The following is a 20,250-nucleotide window of genomic DNA, read 5'->3' on the forward strand; positions in this document are numbered from 1 at the left end:
GGCACTGCCGAACTTCTTTGCTCCGCCCACGGCCTTGTCCATCCCATCGGAGACCTTGTCCTTGGCCCACTTTCCTGCATCCTCGACCTTACCGGGGCACTCCGCAACGGTATCCCAGCTTCGATCACCAAGGCGGTACCGTAGACGCCTTAGATTCCATTCATAAAGCGTCCGATGGAATAGAGAAAGGCGCCTGGCCAGGATAGGTCCCTGGTGTACACGCCTTCCAGTAGCAGGGCGATGCCGATGTCTGTGGCGTCCACCGTGCCGTTGGCCACGCCCCGTATGGTGCGCGGATTCTTCCAAGTTGAGCGCGTCATTTGCACACTAGCGCGGTCGCGAGTGAGGGTGTGTTTGCGCTTGCCGCCGGTTTGAGCATATAGATATTCTCGGCCCGCTACGGTGATATGTAGTGTGCGGGCCTTGCGAGTGAGCCCGCCGGATCGCCGGGAGAGTTTGGCGGGGTCGCCGGCGAAAGTGAATTCTACATCGGTAAGAGTGGGGCGACCGTTGTGCTGTGCCGCCGAGTAGGCGGCGATGTGGGTTCCGTTTCTCGTCGCTGACGCCACGACGCGTGACTGTACGACGTCTGTGGGCTCCTGCGGATATTTCATTTCGAAGGTCCCCAAGCCGCCGACGTCGCCCGACCACGAGAAAACCTGTTTGCGGAGCACGAATTGATTTGTTGAACCAGTGCGCACAAGCTCGAATGGGAATGACGTCATGGCCGTTCTCTCCTCTTTGTGCATGAAGGCCCGATCAGTCGAACGGATTGACGGCACTGCCGAACTTTTTTGCTCCGCCCACGGCCTTGTCCATCCCATCGGAGACCTTGTCCTTGGTCCACTTTCCTGCATCCTCGACCTTACCGGGGAACTTCTTGACGGTATCCCAGTTATCGATCACCAAGGCGGTACCGTAGACGGCTCCCGTGACCACGGTCGCGCCGATCGTCACCGGGTTAGGAGCCACCATCGCGGAGGTGAGTGAGGCGTTGAACGCGACGCCGGAAACGTCTGCTACATAGCCCGCCTTGTCTTTCTGGAACGCCTTGACCGGGTTGCCCTTCTGGTACAGCTCATAAGCTCCCGCCCCGGTTGCCGCCACGCCGCCGACGACTCCTGTGGTGCGCCAAAAGCCCGCAGTCTTCAGTGCGGCTCCGGTGCCCGACGTGAGCTGGACGAGTTTGCTGGCCCCCGCAATCTTTTTGGTGTCGGCCACACTCTTTCCGACCTTGAGGAGGTTCGCCTCCCAGGCCCACACCTTTCCATTGTCCAGCGCCGCCAGGCTGTCTTTCCCCGTCAGTGCATCCAGCACGGGGGCGGGCGTTCGGGCACCGATGCTGACCGCCATGCGACGGATACGTTGAGGAATCATGGTAGACCCCTCGCCCTTGAGGAGCTGGGCCAACGTAGTTCCCGGCGCCTTAAGGGCCACGCCACCTTTGAAATACTTCGTCAGATGCACGGTGCCGACAACCGCCGACTTGAACGCACCTGGCACCTCCGATGCGAAAGCAGTCAGCTGAATGTAGTCGCTGACGACCTCGCCGAGGTTCTTGTTGCCCGATATCTTCCCTACTGCGTCGCCCTTGACCCGAGTTCGCCATTCCTCGATCGATTCGTTCGGTTGGCGTTTAATCCATTCGAAATCACGCTCGCCGCTGGCTGCTGCGGCTCCCGCCAGCAAGGCAAGGTCTGGGTTGAGCGCGAGTTGCTGAGCCTCTTTCAGGGAAAAGCCGGCCCATAGGAAGCCACCCAGTGGGTCACCGTCTTCGGCACGAGCTATAGCAGCGCGCTTGCGCAAGTCGGGTGCCGTGTCCGTCACCCACTGCCGCATCGGTTTGAGGGGCGCCAACTGGGTGCTGACGTTGAGTGCTGAGGCCCTGGTAAACGCCTCGGTCAGCTTGTCGCTCGTACCGCCCTTGCCGTCGATGAGCTTGGCGAGCTCCTCCAGATCCTTAGGATTGACATTGCGCACGAACTGCCCCCTCTGTGTCCTCTGAGCGCCCGGTCCTGCTGTGCCGAGCGTCATTCAGATTAGGTAAAGGATAGGCAATCACTGGGTGAGCTGTCCGGAGAATTAGAAGCTACTGTAGCGACTAATATGGCCTTATAGGGTGCGTTAGCGCGTACACGCTTCCGCGCTTGGACGCCGGTCGGCGCCTCAGTGTGGGAAGCGCGTGTGACGTTGTGCAGACTGGCCGCCAGGCCGGTAACGGGGAAGGGAGACGCCGATGGGCGTGCGCAATCGGGTGCGTGAAGTGGGGGAGGCGGCGAGTTCCGCCGTGGTGAACTTGGGCAGGGGCGTCGTGGAGCGCGGTATCCATGCGCGCCGAGTAGGAGCCAACGCCTCCGGCGAATGGGTGCTCGGCGTGCTGGGCGCGCTGCCCGCGCCCGCCGCGCCCGCGTCCGAGCAGTGGGAGTTCTCGCTGGGCGCTTTGGTGTGCAAGCACCCGCGCGTGCCTGCGGTGACCGCGCGGGCGCTCCGGGCCTTCGACGGCATCGGCGCCCTGCGCTTCGGTCCGGAATCCGTGGGCTTCGAGGGCGAGGACATCCCGTGGAAGAAGGTGACCGGGCTGCGCCTGCACGACGCCTTCAGCGCCATGACGACCGACGCACTGGACACCGAGGCGGATCGCATCCGGGAAGTGCTGCCACCGCTTCCGGGACGCAAGTGGGCCGTAACGAAGGTCGTCGAGGGGCTGGCCACGGTCATGTTGGCCGCCTTGGAGCAGGCCAGCGAGCAGCGACTCAACCATGTGAACGTCGCCTGCGAGGTGACGTATCGCGGGGCGCTCGGCCGGGAGAAGTCACTGCGCGCCAACCTGTTCACCACCGCACTCCTGGCCCACCAACTCGACGTCGCCCACAGCCTGGTCGTCACCGCGCAGGAGATGGGGGTACCGGTGCTGCCCGCCGACCCGGCAGGGGCACCGGTGCAGGCCATGGAGCGGGTACGCGCACTGCGGGAACGTACGGATGCGATGGCCGCGGACCTCGCGGCCCGCGACGAGGACGATCCCGGGCGGGAAGCAGACGGGAGCACGCGTACGGGAGGGGACGCGGGACACCGTGCCGGCCCAGACCCGGGAAGCGACGGGGCGGGTGACGGCGGGCCGAGTAGGGGCTGAGCTCGGCGGGGGCCGACCGGGCGTGCTCCACTGGGGCGCGAGTCGGTAGTTGGTGATACGGCCCGGCGCCGGGCACAGTCCCCCAACTCGCGACCTCGCGGCTCACACGGACACGGGTGGCCCTTCTTGGTTGGTCTCGTCGGTCTCGCTGATCTCGTCAAGCAGCAGTCGCGCGGCCACCATCGCCCCATCGCTGCGGATGGTGCCGGCCACGGCGCTCGCTCGCGCGCGGGTCTCGGGGGCCAAGGCCGTCCCCAGCGCGGCCGACAGGGACTCGGTGGTCGGAGTCGGGCCCTGGTGCGCCACGCCAATGCCCAGGTCGGCCACCCGGCCTGCCCAGTACGGCTGATCCACCGCTTGGGGCACCACCACCTGTGGCGCGCCGGCTCGGGTGGCGGTCGTCGTGGTGCCCGCGCCGCCGTGATGCACCACGGCGGCCACTCGGCCGAACAGTGCCTGCTGGTTGACCTCACCGACGATGAAGCAGTCGCCCCGGTCGTCGATCAGGGCCAGATCGGCCCAGCCGCGGGAGATGACCGCGCGACGGCCCTGCGCGCGGACCGCCTCGATGGCCACCCGGGCAGCGTTCGCCGATGTGTGCATGGGCATGCTGCCGAAACCCACGTACACCGGTGGTGTGCCGGCGTCCAAGAACGTCAACAACTGGGCCGCGAGGGGCTGAACATCGGGCAGCACCCACGCACCGGTCTGTACGACGTTCAGGCCCGGCGTCTCCTGCCACGGGTCCAGGATCGGGTCCGTGGCCAGCCACGGCTGGTCGCCGATGACGTAGTCGCGGACGTTGTCCACCGGTGGCAGGCCGACCGACGCCCGGTTCGTGTTGAGCGCCGCACCGAACAGCACGTTGATGCTCTGGGCATCCAGCTCCCACAGCACCCGGTTGTCGGTCACCCCTGGCGGGAACGGCCGGCCCGGGTAGGCCAGCGGCGGGTGGTGCGGCGACGGCAGGGTGAGTTGCTGGAAGGTCACCGAAACGGATCGAATGCCCAGTTTCTCGGCCACCGACCGCGCGCCGGCAGCGGCCGGCATCACGCCGGTCGCCACCACCACATCGCACCCCTCGGCCGCCGCAGTGACCGCCTCAAACTGGCTGGCGATCAACTCGGCCGCGCGCTCGGGAAGGGATGACGGCGACGGTGCCTGGGTCGTCAGCGCACGCGCCGACTGGCCGACCGGCACCAGCGGCACACCGACACCGGCCAACCGCCGCGCGAAGTCCTCGTCCGGCGGCGCGCACACCCGCACCTCAACACCGCGGGCCCGCAACTGCACCGCAAGTCCCACCAGCGGCTCGACGTCCCCGCGCGAACCGTACGTAGACAACAACACACGCATTTCGGGTCTCTCATTTCCGTGGAAGCTGGCCTAGGTCGGCGATTCTGCGCCACGACCCGGGCCTTGCCACAAGCCCCCCGGTACGCTATAAGTTGAGAGTGGCAAGGAGCGGATAGACTCCTTGCCTTCGTCTTTTCTCGCCCGACTTCGGCTCACGCTTGTCAGGGGAGCCGGCGAAAGAGCCGAGTCAAAACCAATTCTTCGGGTTGGCTTTCTTGGCGAGGCTCTTTCCCTTGTTGAGCGCGCTTGAGCCGAGCTCCTTGGCCTTGTTCCCGGTCCACTTGGCTGCCGTGGACGCACCGCTCTTGACGTCGTCCCAGTGCTCAACGACCTTGGCGCCCACATAAACGCCACCGAAGACGACGGCGGCTCCGATCGTGTACGGATTAGGCGCGACCATCGAAGCGGTCAGCGAGGCGTTGAAGCCGACCTCAGCAACATCGGCGACATACCCCGCACCATTGCGCTGGAACGCCTTGACGGGGTTGCCCTGGGAGATGACGTTCGCGGCGCTGAAGCCGGTAGAGGCAACACCGCCCACCACCCCAAGACCACGCAGCGCACCGGACACCTTGCCAGCTCCGGCCAACCCCTTCACTAGTGCGGTGCTCCGCGTCCAACCAGCGGCACGGCCCCGGGTGAAAACGTTCTTCGTGACCTTGTACAGGCTTGCGTTGGCCGCTCGCGCGACAGGCTGGCCAGAATGCGTAAGCCCTGCGAAGCGCGCGGCTAGCGTGTCTGACCCCACAATGGCGTTGATGGCCTTGTTGGCGGTAAGGCCCCGCCATATCGGCGAGTTCATGAAGGGCAGCCGACGGGCAGCATCGAATGCCTGGCCCGTACGGTCCGCGATCATGCCGGAAGTGCCAGGGACCCGGTTGGCCCACTGAGTCAGCTTGCTGGGGAGCCAACTTCCTGGCGCGCTCAGCGAACGTATCGGCAATTTGAGCTTGACGAGCGCGTTACCCGCCTTTTGGATGTGGCTGTTTCCACTCCCTCGCAACGCCACGCCTAGACGTGTCTTCCACGTCCGCAGAGCACCCTTGGTGATCGAATTGCCCACGAGTACCTTGGTGAGCACCGCAGATTGGATCGTGATGACCGCCGCGGTGCCGTTGACTGACTTCCAGTCACCGTAGAGACCGATCATGGTCTGGATCGTGGATTCGTGCGGCTGAAGGCCCGGAATCTTCCCGATGGCATGAGCCTTGATGCGATCGAGCCAGTCGTTCAGCGACTCATTGGACTGGCGCTCGAATGCCTTGGCCTGTGGATCGTTGCTGGCCGCAATGGAGTTGGCGAGCAGCAAGGCGTCGGGGGTGAGCCCTTCGTCCTTGTACTTCTTGAGATCCTCGTCGGTAAAACCCGCCCACCGCAAACCAGCTTCCGGGTCGCCGTCTTCGAGGCGGGCAAAGGCCGCACGTTTCCGTAGATCTGATGCCGAGTCTGTGACCCATGTCGTCAGTGGTTTCAAAGCCGCCAGTCTGTCGCTCACACCGAGCGTCGTCGCCCGGGTGAATGCCTCCCTAAGTTTGTCGTCTACACCGCCTCTACCGTCGATCAGCTTGGCTAGATGTTCGAGATCTCCTGGGTTGACATTGCGCACGCTGCGCCCCCGTGTTCGCTCTTGCAGGTGCCTGCACCTTGTGAAAATCGGTTCCGCCACGGCCCGCCACGTACTCAGGGCCGTTTAGCCGCCAAACGAGGCTAGTCGTCACCAATGAGGGCGAAGGCGAACGCGAGACGGCGATCCATCCAATCCGCCTTGATCGTTACCCATTTACTGCCCTGGGACACCATCACCACATGCCCGTCAGAGCGCCATTCCAGCGTGCGTCCGGCGCCCTCGGAGTGGTCGCTGCTCTCCGACCCCAGGGACGTCACAGCGGATTGCAGAGCACCCATAAATACCTTGGTGACCCCATGTTCCACGATGTCTTTGGTGTCTCCGCTGGCCCACTGATTACGGCCGATGATCTCCGGGTGGCCCACTTGCTCTATGCGCCATGTGTGCTTGAAGATCCGCTTCGATGGCGGCAGGCGATGGATGGTACCGATGGTGTCGCCCTGGCCATCCCGGACGTGGTAACCCTGCCCACCTTCCGCTTCCGCCCCCTTGTCAACGGAGCAGAGCAGCCGCTCTGCCGCCTCATCCTCGTACAGCCAAGGGCCGGTACTGTCGGGCGGAGCGGGCCGGGAGGCGGGACGGCAAAACGCGCATGGCGCGTACACGCGATAGTCCTTTCCACCCTTGGGGACCCGGATCGCCCGTGGACCGCGCACGGAGCGCTTGCGTTTGGGCGTAACAGGCCGCTCCACGCCCCCGATGGTGAACTCTCTTACGTTCGCCCACTCGACGGCCGTCACCGCAGGTTCTCGCCCGGCTGTGTCTCTACCGAACGCCACTGCGCTCTCCTTTCGTTGCCCCCAATGCCGTCTGCTCTGCCAGCAGGTCTTGCCGACTGGTATTCCGTACCCAGCACCTGCTCAACAGCCTGCCACAGGACGAGAGACGGCCTGCTTTCGGGGCAACTAGGGCTCACGGCGAGACGGCAATCCGCACCCAACGAATGCTGACGGCTGTGGTGGTGCACTGGGGGGATAACGGCGCTGCCTTACCGGTTGATCGACTGCACCTCGCCAACGGTGACGTTCGTGGTGGCGCCGAATGTTCCGGTGGGAAGGTCACCACCTTCGCCGGTGCTGCTTGACCAAGAGATTTCCCAAGCGAGGGTGGCCTTGAGTGGGTGTGGGCCGGTCTTGTTGGTGGCGCGGAGGTAGGTCACGCCACAGGGCGGGGTCTGGTTCTTCTTGTCGTTCGTGTAGGGGGTGCCGATGCTGCCGTCCTTTGCGAAGCGGCATTCGCCGGAGGAGGGGTGCAGTTCGGCGTCCGCGGTGCCCGGCTCGATGGTGAGGGCCACGGGTTTGGCGGTTGTGGTGGCAGAAAGACCGGTGCCGGGCAGGCTTGCGGTGACGGAGACGGGTTGGAACTTGGCCTTGTCGAGCCATACCCAGGTGTCGAGGTTGACGGTCTGCTTCCCGGCCGGATTCATGGTGATGTCGGTGTCAGGCACGGGGAGTTTGTCGTAGGCGTACTCGGCCAGAATCCTCGTTGAGACGGCGAGCGGTTCGTTCGGCGTCGCGCCCTCGTCCACCCAGAAGGGCGGGTTGTCGCACGACATGGCTTCCGGTTCGTCCTTGCGGTTCTCGTTGACGACCGATACCCAGAACTGGCCCTTGCCTTGTTTCTCCATGTTGTAGTCGTCGTACTTTTCGGTCTGGAAGATCCCTTTGAACGCACCGGCGATCATGGGGCCGATACCCATGAACTCGATGTCCTCGAAGCCCTCGATCATGGATTTGAGCTCTTTGGGGGTGTACTTGGGCTCGTACCAACAGGCGGGTGGCTTCCAATTGGTGTTACGGGGCGTGAGGTTGCCCTTTTTTGTGGTGCCGGGGTTGCCGTTGACGGTGGTCTGCACGCCGGATACGTGGACCTCTGCGGCGACCGTCTGTTCTCCGGCGGAGCCCTGGCCGTCCCCTACCCGCCCTCCACCCTTGCCACCTTTCGGCTCCTCAGCGTGAGCAGTTATCGGGCCGGTCGTGAAGAGCAGCGCTATAGCAATGACGGTTGTACGTCGAAGGCCGGAACACCTCATGCCTGGCATTTCTCTTTCCCATCCCCCGAAATGACCTTTGTAGTCTGCCAAACACCCGATGCATTCTTCGTGAGTCGGCTAGTGTAGTAACCGTAATCTAGAGGTCCCGGCGTGTGCTCCTTGACCTTCTGTGTTTTGCGATCCTTGCTGTTTGCCTTGGACTCGTCCGAACAGTAGTTGACGACCGCTGAGCCGTTTTCGAGGAACGTGACCTTTCGGTCGTAGTAGCGCGTGGTGCCGGTGAAAGTTGTGCCAGCTTCGTAATAGCCCTGGATGTACTGCAAAGCTGACATAAGGCCATCGGTTTTCAGGTAAAACCTGAGCGCCGGCCGATCGGTCTTCCCGCTCGTGACGGCCTCATCGATCGCGTTGATGCCGTGTGCGCTGTCCGCCAGCACCGCGTCCTTCTTCGCATCGCCCGTCTTGCTGTCCTCGAAGACGTTCTTCACATCCTCTGGCAGTTTGATGTCAGGTCGGTCAATTCCGTCATCCGAGGGCGATGGGCTCAGCGAGTTATTGGGCGTGGCTGACTGTGACGACTGCTCGGCGCCCTTGATCTTGTCCTTGCTGTCCGCGTTGGAGTCCGAGTCTGAGTCGCCTCCGCAGGCCGTCAGCGCCAACGATGCGGCTACGAGCAGCGCGATGCCCGTACCGGTGCGGGTATGAGTGTTCAACGTACGTATCTCCCGTTGGTGTTCGATGAGAAACGCCCCGATGATGACATGGATGCACTAGGCAATGTTGGCGGTTCCATTGCGGCCGGATAACGGCGAGCCTGACGAAGTGGCAGGTGCCGGCAATGTGCCTTGAGGCGGCTATAGCCTGCTGATACGGTGCGATGACTTGACAGTCTCTTAGTCTGCCGGTTAAGCGTGCGACAGCGACTGTAGCGGGCAAATGCCTGAATACGGACATAACTTGCGGGAGCAGTGGCGTGAAGATCCAAGAGCGCACGGGGGCGGGCAGCGGTAGGGCTTCCGTGCCTGGTCAGCCAGTGGGGGTGAGGCTCCCTTCCGCACCTCGCGAACGGAAACCGGCGCTCGCCGCGCTTGCCGTCCTGCTCATCCTCGTTGGCGCACTTGGAGCAACTGTCTTGGTACTGCGCGCTGGTGACCGTATTGAGGTGGTGAAGATTACGGAGAAGGTGAGCGCGGGTAAGCCGATCCCCACCTCCGCCATGAAGCCGGTGATGGTTGCCGAAGATACCGGCATCGATTATGTGAAGTGGAAGCAGCGGAATGCGCTCTCCAGTTACCGTGCCACCGCCGACATTGTGGGAGGTTCACTTCTTGTTGGCCCGATGCTGACCGACAAGAAGGGACTGCCCGAAGGCAAGGTCGTAGTTGGGCTTTCGCTCAAGGATGGGCAGTATCCGCGGGGCCTGAAGACCGGTGATGTCGTTGCCGCCTACCGGGTAGGGGACGTCAAGAGCAACTCCGCTGGTTCCACTGGGGATAGTGACGCGTCGAGTGGCGATCGCGGCCTGTTGGTGCGTAACGCCACCGTGGACAGCGTGACCAGCGCCAACGACGGCAGCGGCGGTGACCTTCCCGTCGCCGTGGTGGTCAACCAGGACGAGGCGCCCGCGCTGACCCAGTCGGCTGCCAATGGTGAGGTCTCCGTGGTCAAGGTGTCCGGCACCGACAGCGGTAACTGAGCACAGCGCCAGGGGACGAAGGACGTAGGAGAATATGGCGCTCATCGCTCTCGCCGCCGACAAGGGTTCGCCCGGGGTCACCACGGCCGCCGTTGCGATATCCGCCGTCTGGCCGCGGCGCGTGCTGCTGGCCGAGGCGGACCCGGCCGGCGGGGATCTCGTCTACCGCGGTTCCGCCGCGCATGGGGGACTGCTGGACCCGAACACGGGCATGTTGTCGATCGGTGCGACCGCACGCCGGGGCCTGGTTCCCGATCAGTTGTGGGACCACGCCCAGCCGATGTCGGGCGGCCTCGATGTGCTCGTTGGCCTCGGCAGTTCGGAGCAGTCGGCCGGGCTCGCCGGGCTGTGGCCGATGTTGGGCCGGGCCTTCGCCGGGCTCGGCGACTCACCGCATGGGCCATCCGACGTGATCGCCGACTGCGGCCGGATCGGCGCCGATTCGGTGGCGGTCGAGATGTTCCCGTACGCCTCGATCGTGCTGTTGGTCTCGCGTACGGAACCGGAGCAACTCGCCCGGATCAGGGACCGGGCCGCCGCCCTGTCGAGCAGGTTGCACGGGGTGCAGCGCGGCTCCGCCCAGTTGGGCACGCCGTTGATCGGCGTCCTCTTGGTGGCCGATGCCGGCAGCGCGACTCGCATCGTCGCGCAGGTCAATGACATGTTGGTGGCCGCGCAGGCGGGGGCCCGCGTCGTGGGGGTCATTGCTCAGGACGCCTCCGGCGCGGACCAGTTGGCGGGCCGCAAGCGCGGCCGGCTGGACAAGTCGCTGCTCATCCGTTCGGCGCGCAAGGTCGTCGGCGATCTGCACGAGCAGTTCGGCGCGGCCTTCGCAGGAGCGGCCCGTACGGAGCCGCGTACCGGTGCGGGAGGTGGCCCTGGCCCCGGTGCAGGCCCCGGCGGCCGAGCCCCGCGCGGTGGTGTCGGCGGAGCCGGTCGCGTACCCGGAACCGGAGCGCGACCCGGCGCCCAGCCGGAGCCATCGGGCTACCCAGGGCAGCAGGGGCAGCAGGGTTACCCGGCGCAGTCCGACCAGCCCAGGCAGCCCGGCCAACCGATGCCGGATCAGCCCACGCCCGGCCAGCCGATGCCCGGTCACCCCACGCCCGGCCAGCCGATGCCCGGCCAACCGGACCAACGCGGCCAACAGCCCTCGCAGAGCCAGCAGCAGCAACAAGCCCCGCAGCCCCCGCAGAACCGCCAGGCCCCGCAGAACCAACAACCCCCGCAGAACCAACAACTCCCACCCGCCCAGCGCCCTCAACAAGCCCAGCACTCCCAACGAAACGAGCGCACCCAGCAACTCCACCAGCCGCTCCGCCCCACGCAGCCGCAGGAGGGCGCGCAGCCGCCGCGGACCGGCTCGTACGGACAGGGGACCCCAGGGACACCGGGGACTCCAGGGACACCGGGGGCACCGGAGACACCGGGGGCACAACGCACGCAAGCCGTACAACGCACGCAAGCCGCACAGGGCACACAAGACACACGGCCCGCCCCGCATGAGCCCCAGGCTGGCGGGGGAGCCGGCTGGTGAGTACCGTCGATCACCAGCTCGTCAAGCGCTTCCGGCAAGAGGCCGGCGACCGGATCGCCGATCAGCGCCGGCTCGACCAGGCCGCCGGCGCCGCACCGATGACCCCGGAGGACGAGCGGCAGTACGCGCGGGCCGTCATCGCCCAGATCCTGGAGGACTACGCCCGAGCCGAGATCAACTTCGGCCGGACGCCGCTGGACGCCGAGACCGAGGAGCAGTACGCGGCAGCCGTGCACGCCGCGCTGTTCGGTGTGGGTAGGCTTCAACCCCTCCTGGACGACCCCGAGGTCGAGAACATCGACATCAACGGCTGTGACCAGGTCTTCATCGGGTACGCGGACGGCAGCGAGGAGCAGGGCGAGCCGGTTGCCGAGACCGATGAGGAACTGATCGAGCTGATCCAGGTGCTCGGTGCGTACTCGGGTCTGTCGTCGCGGCCGTTCGATACCGCCAACCCCCAACTCGACCTGCGGTTGCCGGACGGCTCGCGGTTGTCGGCCGTCATGGACGTCACCCGGCGGCCGGCGTTGTCCATCAGGCGGGCGCGGCTCGGCAAGGTGTTCATGGCCGACATGGTGGGCAACGGCACGCTCACCCCGGAGCTGGGCAACTTCCTGGCGTGCGCCGTGCGGGCCCGTAAAAACATCATGATCGCGGGCGCCACCAACGCAGGAAAGACCACGTTGCTTCGGGCCCTGGCCAACGAAATACCGCCCAGCGAGCGCCTGATCACCGTGGAGCGGGCGCTTGAGCTGGGGCTCGACCAGTTCCCTGAGCTGCACCCCAACGTCGTCGCGTTCGAGGAGCGGCTGCCCAACTCCGAGGGCCAGGGCACGATCGGCATGGCGGAGCTGGTGCGGCGCTCGCTGCGTATGAACCCTTCTCGGGTCATCGTCGGTGAGGTGCTCGGCGACGAGATCGTCACCATGCTCAACGCCATGTCGCAGGGCAACGACGGCTCGCTCTCGACCATCCACGCCAACAGCTCAAGCGAGGTCTTCAACCGCATCTCCACCTACGCGCTCCAGGCGAACGAGCGGCTGCCCATCGAAGCGACCCACATGCTGGTGGCGGGCGCGATCAACTTCGTCGTCTTTGTCGAGCGCCGCAACGAATACCACATCGGCGGCTCGCTCAGCCGCCGCGTCACATCCGTACGCGAGGTCAACGGCGTGGACGGCCGGGTGCTCTCCAGCGAGGTGTTCATCGAGACGGCCGATGGTCGGGTCGTGCCGCATGCGCCGGTCACCTGCTTGGAAGAGTTGGCCGCGTTCGGCTACCGCCCGACCGGGGCCTGGGGGTAGGGCCGTATGAATGGAGTCACGTCGATGGGCGGGTTTTTCTCGCTGCCCACGCTGTACGCCCTGCTGTCCGGCGTGGTCGGTGGCGGCGGCGTCGCGCTGCTGATCATCGCGATCCGGGGGCTGCCGCCCAAGCCCGACCACGAGAAGGCGAAGGCGGGTGAGCGCGCCGCGGAACTCGCACGGTTCGCCAGCCGCCGCGGCTCGCTCGCGGTCGGCGTCGGCCTGGTCGTTTTGCTGCTGACCCGTTGGGTCGTGGCGGGCGTCGCGGCGGGCGTGCTGGTCTTCGTGTGGGACCGGCTGTTCGGTGGCGCCGCCGAGGAACGGGCCGCGATGCGCCGGGTCGAGGCGCTCGCCGCCTGGACCGAGTCGCTGCGCGACACCATCGCCGGCGCGGTCGGCCTGGAGCAGGCCATCCCTTCATCGGCGCGGGCGGCGGCGCCCGCGCTGCGCCCGCACCTGGATGCGCTGGTGGACCGGTTGCGGGCGCGTACTCCGCTGCCCGATGCGCTGCAACACCTCGCCGACGAGATCAATGACGCATCCGCCGACATCATCATCGCCGCCCTCATCCTCAACTCCAAGCTGCGCGGCCCAGGGCTGCGCGAGGTCCTGGGCGCGCTCGCCAAGTCGGCGCGCGAAGAGGTGGACATGCGCCAACGGGTCATGGCGCAGCGAGCCAGCACCCGGCGCAGCGTGCAGATCGTGGTGGGCGTTTCGATCGCCTTCGTCCTGGGGCTTTCCATCTTCAACCGGGACTTTGTCGAGCCGTACGGGACGGCGGTGGGGCAACTCGTGCTCGCGTGCGTATGTGCCCTGTTCGCGATGGGCTTTTGGTGGCTGCGCAAGTTGTCCAGCATCGACACCCCGGACCGATTCCTGACCCGGGATGAGATGCCGGTGCGTACCGTACGACCGCGCGTGGGCGGACAGCCGGGCGCGCCGGGCCCGTACGGGCAGACCGGTTCGGGTGACTCCGGCGGGCCGTCTCGTTCGGGCGGCCCGCCGGCTTCCGTGTACGGCGATGGGGTGACCCCGCGATGAACAGCAGCTTCACCATGCCGGTCCTGGTCGGAGCCGTCTTCGGCCTCGGCGTCTACGTGCTGATACGGGCCCTGATGCCCAGCAAGCGCGGCGCTGTGGCCCGGGTCGCACAGATCGACGCGCTACGGGCGCGCGGCTCGGGGCACGCGGCTGCGGATCGCGGCCTCGCGCCGGGTGGCGCGCCGGCGCCCGAGGGTTGGCTTGACGCCGCCAGGTCTCGGGTCGGGCGGCGGGTTGCCGACCTGTATCTCCAGCAGGGTTGGGAACAGCGGTCGCTGCGGGCCGATCTGGCGGTGCTTGAGCGCGGCTGGGAGTCGTTCTTGGCGACGAAGGCGCTACTGGCCGCGGCTGGTGTGTTCTTCGGCCCGTTCGTGTTCGTCATCGTGTGGACGCTGGGCTTCGGCAGCAGCCCGATCATTCCGGTATGGATGGCGCTGCTCTTTGGGGCCGTCTTCTTCATGCTGCCTGACCTGGAGGTACGCAGGGACGCCGCGGACAAACGGCGGGATCTGCGGCGGGTGATCGGCGCGTACTTGGACCTGGTGGCGATGAACCTCGCGGGGGGCCGCGGCCTGCCCGAGGCGCTGATGGCGGCGGCCGACGTCAGCGACGGCTGGGCGCTGCGGCGGATCAAGAACGCCCTCGCGGACGCGCGGATCACCGGTACCAGTCAATGGCAGGCGCTAGGGAACCTCGGTGAGGAACTCGGCGTCGATGAACTCAAGGACCTCTCGTCGTCACTCGCCTTGGTCGCGGACGACGGCGCGAAGGTACGTGAATCCCTCGGGTCGCGCGCGGAAACGATGCGGCACCGAGAGCTCGCGGAGATCGAAGGGAGCGCTGGAGAGAAGTCGCAGTCGATGCTGGTGGCACAACTGCTGCTGTGTGCGGGGTTTCTGGTCTTCCTCATCTTCCCGGCCGCGATGCGTGTCTTCGAGGTCTGACCATGCTGCCGACACCGCCTTCTTTCCACGGTCTGTCTTCCCTCGCTTCTCTCCCCACCACCTGAAAGGACACTCACCACCATGAACTTTGGATCTCGCTTCAGCCACCCGGCTGTTGATCTGCTGCTCGCCTTCGTACGCGGGCGCGTGGAGCGCGCCCGCTCGGGCGAACTCGACCGCGGCGCATCCGCCGTCGAGTGGGTCATCATCTCGGCCGTCGTGGTCGCGATAGTCGGCGTCGTCGCCGCGATCATCAACGCCGCCCTCAGCGATGGCGCGGACAAGGTAGGCGACTGCATCAAGGGCGCGGACGCCAGCAAGACCTGCTGACGCCGCACCGCTCGCGCACGGCCCGCAAGCCCGGCCGGCGGCGGGGCGGTGCAGCGGCACAAGGGCGCAGCACCGGGCTCACCGGCCCAGCGGGCGGGGCGAGCAACGGGGACTGACGGGACGACGGGGATGACGGCATGAGACGAACCGTGGACGGCGCGCTGCGCCGTGGCGTACGCCGCAGGCTGGACGCCATGCGCGGCGATGGCCGCGCACGCGCCAGAAAGCGCAGCGGTACGCGCCGTGCCAGCGGGGGCCGGATGAGTGACAGCGGCATGACCGCGATCGAGTTCGTGCTGCTCACTCCCGTGCTGTTCTTCATGATCTTCGCGACCGTGCAGTTCGCTCTCTACTTCTTTGCCGACCACGTCGCCCAGGCGGCGGCGCAGGCGGGCGCGCGCAAGGCGCGGGCCGAGGCGGACGAGAACCCCGGCGGCTGGGGCGGCAAGGCGCGCGGCACGGCCGACAGCTACATCCAGCAACTCGGCCCGAAGCTGCTGATCAAGCCGAAGGTCACGCTTCTCACGCCGCGGACCGACACGGTCGGGGTACAGGTGGAGGCCGATGTGCCCACCGTCTTCCCCGGCATGACGTTTACCGTGCACGCGCGGTCGCAGGGCCCCATCGAGCGGTTCGTCGAGGACAGGGGCTGACACGGTGCGGCCTGCTGACCAACGAAAGACCGCAGTGCGGCGCTGCGGCACGCTCGCCCGGCTCAACCCCGCGCTGACCGGGCGGATGGCGGGCGTCGCACGCCGGGCGCTGCGGACGCGGGGGGCGCGCGCCGGCGACCGGGGTCTTTCGACCGTCGAAGTGGTCATCCTCGCGCCGGTGATGATCCTGTTCATTTTGGTACTCGTCGGCTTCGGCCAGCTGGTGGACGGCCGGGGCGCGGTGGACGGTGCCGCGCGTGACGCCGCGCGGGCCGGTTCCATCCAGCACGACTACGGGGTGGCCATGAGCGAGGCCCGCAAGGCCGCCGCCGCCGACCTGGAGGACGTGTGCGTGGGCTCCGTGGACGTACGCATGACCGGCTCCCGCTTCGAACCGGGCGGCTTCTTCAAGGTCGAGGTGAGTTGCGAGGTGCGCGGGCTCGACATGATCGGTCTGGACATCGGCAGCACGGTCAAGGCCACCGCAAGCTCACCGATCGACCCGTACCGGAGGGCGTCGTGAAGGCCCGACACACGCGGCGCAGCTGCGGCGTTGCCGTGGGGCCTGGCGAGGTCCTCCCCTCGCGGCGGAGCCGCTTCCAGATTCTGCTGCCGGGCCGTGCCCAGCGTGCGCTGCTGCGGCGTGCCCAGCGTGCGCTGCCGGGCCGGGCCCAGTTTGCGGGGCCGGGCCATCTGCCGCCCTCGGCTCGTCCGCCGTCCTCGGGGGTGGCCCGGTTCGCCGATCGCTGTGCGTGGCGCATCGGTGACCGCTACGCCACGCGCCTCGCGGATCGTGGCTCAGGCGCGGCGGCCGTCATCCTCTTCGCGTTTGTCTTTCTCGCGCTGGCCGCGTTCGTCGTGGACGGCGGGATGTCCATCTCGCAGCGCGAGCGTGCCGCCGATATCGCCGAGCAGGCGGCCCGGTACGCGGCGCAGGACATTGACGAGAGCGCGCTGCGCGACAGCGGCGGCCAAAGGGCCCCCATCAACTACGAGAACTGTGGAGCGCGGGTGAAGAAGTTCGCACGCGAGGCCGGGCTATCCGGCCCGGACGTTGCCGCGTCACGCTGCGTGTCGGCCAACGCCGAACAGGTCGAGGTGGAGATTCGGCTCACCTACGAGCCCGTACTGACCGGCCTGTTCTACAACGGTTCCTTCACGGTGCGGGGTGCGTCGAAGGCGGAGTCCCATGTGGGCTGAGCAGCGTCGCGTACGCGCACTTGAGCGGCCCCGGCGCCCCCGCTGCCCGCTGCCGCCGCGGCAGCCCCGTCCCCTTCGGCCCGTTCAGCGTCCGTCGCCCACCCGGCGACCACCCAAGGCTTAGGAATCCCGCCCATGGCGCGCACCGCCCGCCCCACCCCAGGTCCGTCCGGCTCGCAGCCGCAGCCGAGGCCGCTGCCCGTGCGTACCCGTACGGCAGGCAACTTCGTCAAGGCGTTCTTCGCGTTCATCGCGCTGGCTGCCCTGCTCATCGGCGTACCCGCGGCGCTCGCGTACTTCGTCGGATGGCCCCTGCCGCATGAGGTGCCCACGCTGGAGACGGTGCGGCAGCCGATCACCGCGAGTGTGTTCGTCGATGTGCTCACCGCGGTGGTGTGGCTGGCCTGGGCGCAGTTCGCCGCGTGCGTGCTCGTCGAGGGCAAGGCGGAGCTGTCCGGGGTCGGCATGCCCTCGCGGGTGCCGGGCGCCGGGCCGAGTCAGTTGCTGGCCAGGCAACTGGTGGCGGCGCTGCTGCTGGTTGGTGCGACCGCGGCGAGCCTTACGCCCGGACTGTCCCAACTGAGCAATGCGTACGGCGACAACACCCGCTCCTCCGTCGCCACCGCCCAGCAGACCCCCGGCCAGCAGGGCGACCACGCCGGGCCGGGCGGCGCGAACCATCCGGCCGCCCAACACCAGCGCATGATCGACCCCTCCGGGCGCGGCTCGGGGAACGCGCGGGTGGGTGAGGAGCAGCGGCAGACGAAGTTCTACCGCATCCAGCCGCCCGAGGGCCGGCACCACGATTCGCTGTGGGAGATCGCCGAGCGGCATCTGGATGACGGCCGCCGGTACAGGGAGATCTACCAGCTCAACAAGGACCGGGTGCAGCCCGACGGTTCCAAGCTCTCACAGGCCAGCTTGATCCGCCCCGGCTGGATCATGGAGATGCCCGCCGACGCACACGGCGGCGAACTGGTCGAAATGCCCGACCAGGCCCCGGAGATCACCACGGATCTACGGGAGCAAATCCGCGCTTACGACAAGTCCAGCCGCACCCCGCACCGCGAGCTCGACACCGAACGCGCCGACCAGGCCCAGGACATCGCCGCCCAGCAGCCCATCCAGCCCTCGGCACCCGACCAGCCGCGGCCCGCCCCGCCGACCAAGGCAACCGATGCCGCCGAAGGCTCCCCGTTCGGCCTGTCGGAGGCGCTGATCGGCGCCCCGCTGCTGGCCGCCGGGCTGCTGGCCGCGCTCGGCCGGCGCCGTAGGGCCGCACTGTGGCAGGCCGCCATGTCGGCGGTGGGCCTGGGCAGCGGCATCGACCTCACGGCGACCGGCCCGGCTGCCCGCATCGAGGACGCGCTGCTCGTGGGCGCCGACCCCGAGGCCGTACGCGACCTGGACAGCTCGCTGCGGGGGTTGTCCGCGGCACTGGCGGAAGCCGGGCGTAACCTGCCCATCGTCTACGCGGCCTGGCTGACCGGCACCGAGATCCACCTCCAACTCGCCGCACCGTCCGACGAACCGCCGCTGCCGTGGCAACTCGGGCAGGACCAGACGTTTTGGCGGGTGCGGCGCTCGGCGATCACCACACACGAGGACGACGGCACCGCCGCCCCCTACCCGGGCCTGGTCAGCCTCGGCACGCTCGACGACGCACGGTTGCTCCTCAACCTGGAGGCGGTGCCCGGCATCGTCTCGCTGACCGGCGCGGAGGCGGACCGTACCGCCGTCTTCGCATCGGTTGCCGCGGAGTTGGCCACCAGCGGCTGGTCCGATCGGCTGACGCTGACCCTGGTCGGATTCGGCGCCGAACTCGGGGCCCTCGCGCCCACCCGCATTCGACACCTGGACGGCGTCGATGCGCTGGTGGAAACGATGGAGGCGGAGACGTCGCAGCGGCGCGCGGCACTGGGCGTAGCGGGACACGACTCGGTGCTCACCGGCCGCACCGGACAGGCCCAGCACACCCAGCGCGCCCCCCATCTGGTACTCCTCGCGGCCGAACCCACCAGCGAGCAGTCCGCGCAGCTCGCCGAACTCGCCGCGGACTCCGGACGACTTGGCATCGGCTACCTCGTGGGCACCACACAGGAGCAGTTCCCCGGCGCCACCTGGGAGCTGGACATCACCGCCGATGGGCGTCTGCGCGCCCCGCTGCTCGGCCTCGAACTCACCGCCCAGAAACTGCCCGATGACCAGCACCGCGCGGTCGTCGAACTGTTCGCCGCCGCCGACCCGGACGATGGCGCAGCCGGTGGCGCCGCGGGCCCCGGCACGCGACGGCCACCGTTCTTGGTGGACATCAGTGAGGCCGGCCGCCCCGCGGTGTACGCGCGACTGCTCGGCGACTACGAGATCATGGGCCTGGACACGCCGGACGATCAGCGCGCCGCGCTGCTGCACGAGGCGTTGGCGCTGCTGCTGCTGCACCGCGAGGGTGTCCACCCGCGCGTCCTGGCCTCCGCGCTGTGGCCGCGCGGCGCCACCGAGGACGTGCGGTACGCACTGGTCGAGCGGCTACGCGAGTGGCTGGGCGACGACCCGGGGACTGGGCCAGCCGCCGGCGCAGTGGCGGGAGCGGGCGCCGGGACGGGGGCTGGTGCTGCTGTCGGGGCCGCTGCCAGTGCCGCGGGTACGACCGCGCCTCGGCTGCGGGCCGATGCGACCGGCCGCCTCACCCTCGCCCCCTCTGTCGTCTCCGACCTGGATGTCCTGCGCACCCTGCACCACGAGGCCACCCAGGGCCGGGGCGCGCGCAGCGCACAGATACGCGAGCGCCTGTTGACCGACGCGCTCGCACTGGCCCGCGGCCCACTCCTGGCGAACCGCCCGCAGGGCCGGTACGGCTGGCTGTCCCACGAGATCGTCGAGGCCCAACTGCCGCTCCTGGTGGCCGATGTGGCGCTCGCCCTCGCGGCCCACCACCGCGACGCTGAGCAGCCGCGGAAGGCCATGGAAGCCCTCAACGGAGCGCTGGCCTCTGCCCCGGCGGACGAGCGGCTGTGGAACGAACTACTCCGCGCCGCCCACGCCACCGGCGACACGGACCTGCTGGCCGCCACGGCCACCGGCCTCCTGGACCGCAACGCGGCCCTCAGCGGCGGCGCCCGCGGCCTCCCACCGCGCACCGAGGCCCTGCTGGACGAACTCCTGCCCACCTGGCGGGGTGGTGGCCGGGCGGTGGCGAACTGATGCGGGCCCGCTGTCGGCGCAGTCGGACCGGTTCCGGCGGTGGTGCCCAAGCGCCGCGACGGCCGGTTGCGCGCGGCCGGCCGTATTACCCCTCACGGGCTACGGCCTTGCGGGCGCCGGCTGCCCAGTCGGCTACGACTGGAGTGGAACCGGCAACTTTGCGCGGACGAGGTGCAGTTCGACCGATGCCCGGGATACTGGTGGGCATGCCGGACGATGAGAAAGGGTGGCGGCC

General features: G+C 67.7%; 17 protein-coding genes and 1 pseudogene. 11 read left to right on the forward strand and 7 right to left on the reverse strand.

Features of this window, described 5'->3' with window-relative positions; all coding sequences use genetic code 11:
* Positions 1-149: 149 nt before the first annotated feature.
* Together FHS42_RS08235 and FHS42_RS08240 are read right to left on the reverse strand one after the other, a co-directional pair.
* On the reverse strand, positions 150-725 hold the full coding sequence (locus tag FHS42_RS08235) for a hypothetical protein (protein ID WP_184570374.1): 576 nt from the start codon (positions 723-725) through the stop codon (positions 150-152).
* 34 nt (positions 726-759) lie between these two features.
* The gene (locus FHS42_RS08240; protein ID WP_184570376.1) at positions 760-1,980 is read right to left on the reverse strand and encodes a mucin-2; all 1,221 of its coding nucleotides are present in this window, start codon (positions 1,978-1,980) and stop codon (positions 760-762) included.
* 256 nt (positions 1,981-2,236) lie between these two features.
* Here FHS42_RS08240 and FHS42_RS08245 point away from each other — a divergent pair, with 256 nt between their 5' ends.
* Positions 2,237-3,133 (forward strand): hypothetical protein, encoded by an 897-nt coding sequence (locus tag FHS42_RS08245; protein WP_184570378.1) that lies wholly within the window; start codon positions 2,237-2,239, stop codon positions 3,131-3,133.
* 102 nt (positions 3,134-3,235) lie between these two features.
* Here the strand turns inward: FHS42_RS08245 and FHS42_RS08250 are convergent, their stop codons facing one another.
* The 5 genes from FHS42_RS08250 to FHS42_RS08270 all read right to left on the reverse strand — a co-directional run bounded on the left by FHS42_RS08250 (position 3,236) and on the right by FHS42_RS08270 (position 8,822).
* On the reverse strand, positions 3,236-4,489 hold the full coding sequence (locus FHS42_RS08250) for a glycosyltransferase (protein WP_184570380.1): 1,254 nt from the start codon (positions 4,487-4,489) through the stop codon (positions 3,236-3,238).
* A gap of 187 nt (positions 4,490-4,676) precedes the next feature.
* Positions 4,677-6,095, reverse strand: a complete 1,419-nt coding sequence (locus FHS42_RS08255) for a PE-PGRS family protein (protein WP_184570382.1) — start codon at positions 6,093-6,095, stop codon at positions 4,677-4,679.
* 101 nt (positions 6,096-6,196) lie between these two features.
* The gene (locus FHS42_RS08260) at positions 6,197-6,808 is read right to left on the reverse strand and encodes a hypothetical protein (RefSeq protein ID WP_184570384.1); all 612 of its coding nucleotides are present in this window, start codon (positions 6,806-6,808) and stop codon (positions 6,197-6,199) included.
* A gap of 296 nt (positions 6,809-7,104) precedes the next feature.
* Entirely contained in the window at positions 7,105-7,971 is an 867-nt protein-coding gene (locus FHS42_RS08265; protein ID WP_312866771.1) for a hypothetical protein, read from the reverse strand.
* Between the two features lie 173 nt (positions 7,972-8,144).
* On the reverse strand, positions 8,145-8,822 hold the full coding sequence (locus FHS42_RS08270; RefSeq protein ID WP_184570386.1) for a hypothetical protein: 678 nt from the start codon (positions 8,820-8,822) through the stop codon (positions 8,145-8,147).
* Between the two features lie 260 nt (positions 8,823-9,082).
* Here FHS42_RS08270 and FHS42_RS08275 point away from each other — a divergent pair, with 260 nt between their 5' ends.
* From FHS42_RS08275 to FHS42_RS08320, 10 genes and pseudogenes are all read left to right on the forward strand, one after another.
* Positions 9,083-9,805, forward strand: coding sequence for a hypothetical protein (locus FHS42_RS08275; RefSeq protein ID WP_184570388.1), 723 nt, complete (start codon positions 9,083-9,085; stop codon positions 9,803-9,805).
* 34 nt (positions 9,806-9,839) lie between these two features.
* Positions 9,840-10,709, forward strand: a pseudogene (locus FHS42_RS08280) (hypothetical protein); the annotation flags it as partial.
* Between the two features lie 629 nt (positions 10,710-11,338).
* On the forward strand, positions 11,339-12,646 hold the full coding sequence (locus FHS42_RS08285; protein WP_184570390.1) for a TadA family conjugal transfer-associated ATPase: 1,308 nt from the start codon (positions 11,339-11,341) through the stop codon (positions 12,644-12,646).
* Between the two features lie 6 nt (positions 12,647-12,652).
* Positions 12,653-13,687 (forward strand): type II secretion system F family protein, encoded by a 1,035-nt coding sequence (locus tag FHS42_RS08290; RefSeq protein WP_246494372.1) that lies wholly within the window; start codon positions 12,653-12,655, stop codon positions 13,685-13,687.
* The gene (locus tag FHS42_RS08295; protein ID WP_184570392.1) at positions 13,684-14,631 is read left to right on the forward strand and encodes a type II secretion system F family protein; all 948 of its coding nucleotides are present in this window, start codon (positions 13,684-13,686) and stop codon (positions 14,629-14,631) included. The genes FHS42_RS08290 and FHS42_RS08295 overlap by 4 nt, the downstream gene beginning before the upstream one ends.
* 81 nt (positions 14,632-14,712) lie before the next feature.
* Positions 14,713-14,961 carry a hypothetical protein gene (locus FHS42_RS08300; RefSeq protein WP_184570394.1) on the forward strand — a complete coding sequence of 83 codons (249 nt, stop codon included), beginning with the start codon at positions 14,713-14,715 and terminating at the stop codon, positions 14,959-14,961.
* 137 nt (positions 14,962-15,098) lie between these two features.
* Positions 15,099-15,614, forward strand: a complete 516-nt coding sequence (locus tag FHS42_RS08305; protein ID WP_376772546.1) for a TadE family protein — start codon at positions 15,099-15,101, stop codon at positions 15,612-15,614.
* An 85-nt stretch (positions 15,615-15,699) separates the two neighbouring features.
* Positions 15,700-16,137 (forward strand): TadE/TadG family type IV pilus assembly protein, encoded by a 438-nt coding sequence (locus tag FHS42_RS08310; RefSeq protein ID WP_184570752.1) that lies wholly within the window; start codon positions 15,700-15,702, stop codon positions 16,135-16,137.
* Between the two features lie 236 nt (positions 16,138-16,373).
* The gene (locus FHS42_RS08315) at positions 16,374-16,814 is read left to right on the forward strand and encodes a Tad domain-containing protein (protein ID WP_184570754.1); all 441 of its coding nucleotides are present in this window, start codon (positions 16,374-16,376) and stop codon (positions 16,812-16,814) included.
* Positions 16,815-16,949: 135 nt separating this feature from the next.
* Positions 16,950-20,015: a bacterial transcriptional activator domain-containing protein gene (locus FHS42_RS08320; RefSeq protein WP_184570396.1), complete on the forward strand. Its 3,066-nt coding sequence runs from the start codon at positions 16,950-16,952 to the stop codon at positions 20,013-20,015.
* Positions 20,016-20,250 lie beyond the last annotated feature (235 nt).

The sequence above is a fragment of the Streptomyces zagrosensis genome (genome assembly GCF_014203645.1).
GTDB lineage: Bacteria > Actinomycetota > Actinomycetes > Streptomycetales > Streptomycetaceae > Streptomyces > Streptomyces zagrosensis.

Excerpts from the sequence above, each read along its gene's own strand:
- FHS42_RS08320 (WP_184570396.1), top strand. The coding sequence starts at position 16,950 with ATGGCGCGCACCGCCCGCCCCACCCCAGGTCCGTCCGGCTCGCAGCCG.
- FHS42_RS08245 (WP_184570378.1), top strand. The coding sequence starts at position 2,237 with ATGGGCGTGCGCAATCGGGTGCGTGAAGTGGGGGAGGCGGCGAGTTCC.
- FHS42_RS08310 (WP_184570752.1), top strand. The coding sequence starts at position 15,700 with ATGGCGGGCGTCGCACGCCGGGCGCTGCGGACGCGGGGGGCGCGCGCC.
- FHS42_RS08250 (WP_184570380.1), bottom strand. The coding sequence starts at position 4,489 with ATGCGTGTGTTGTTGTCTACGTACGGTTCGCGCGGGGACGTCGAGCCG.
- FHS42_RS08235 (WP_184570374.1), bottom strand. The coding sequence starts at position 725 with ATGACGTCATTCCCATTCGAGCTTGTGCGCACTGGTTCAACAAATCAA.
- FHS42_RS08295 (WP_184570392.1), top strand. The coding sequence starts at position 13,684 with ATGAACAGCAGCTTCACCATGCCGGTCCTGGTCGGAGCCGTCTTCGGC.
- FHS42_RS08290 (WP_246494372.1), top strand. The coding sequence starts at position 12,653 with ATGAATGGAGTCACGTCGATGGGCGGGTTTTTCTCGCTGCCCACGCTG.
- FHS42_RS08305 (WP_376772546.1), top strand. The coding sequence starts at position 15,099 with ATGAGACGAACCGTGGACGGCGCGCTGCGCCGTGGCGTACGCCGCAGG.
- FHS42_RS08300 (WP_184570394.1), top strand. The coding sequence starts at position 14,713 with ATGAACTTTGGATCTCGCTTCAGCCACCCGGCTGTTGATCTGCTGCTC.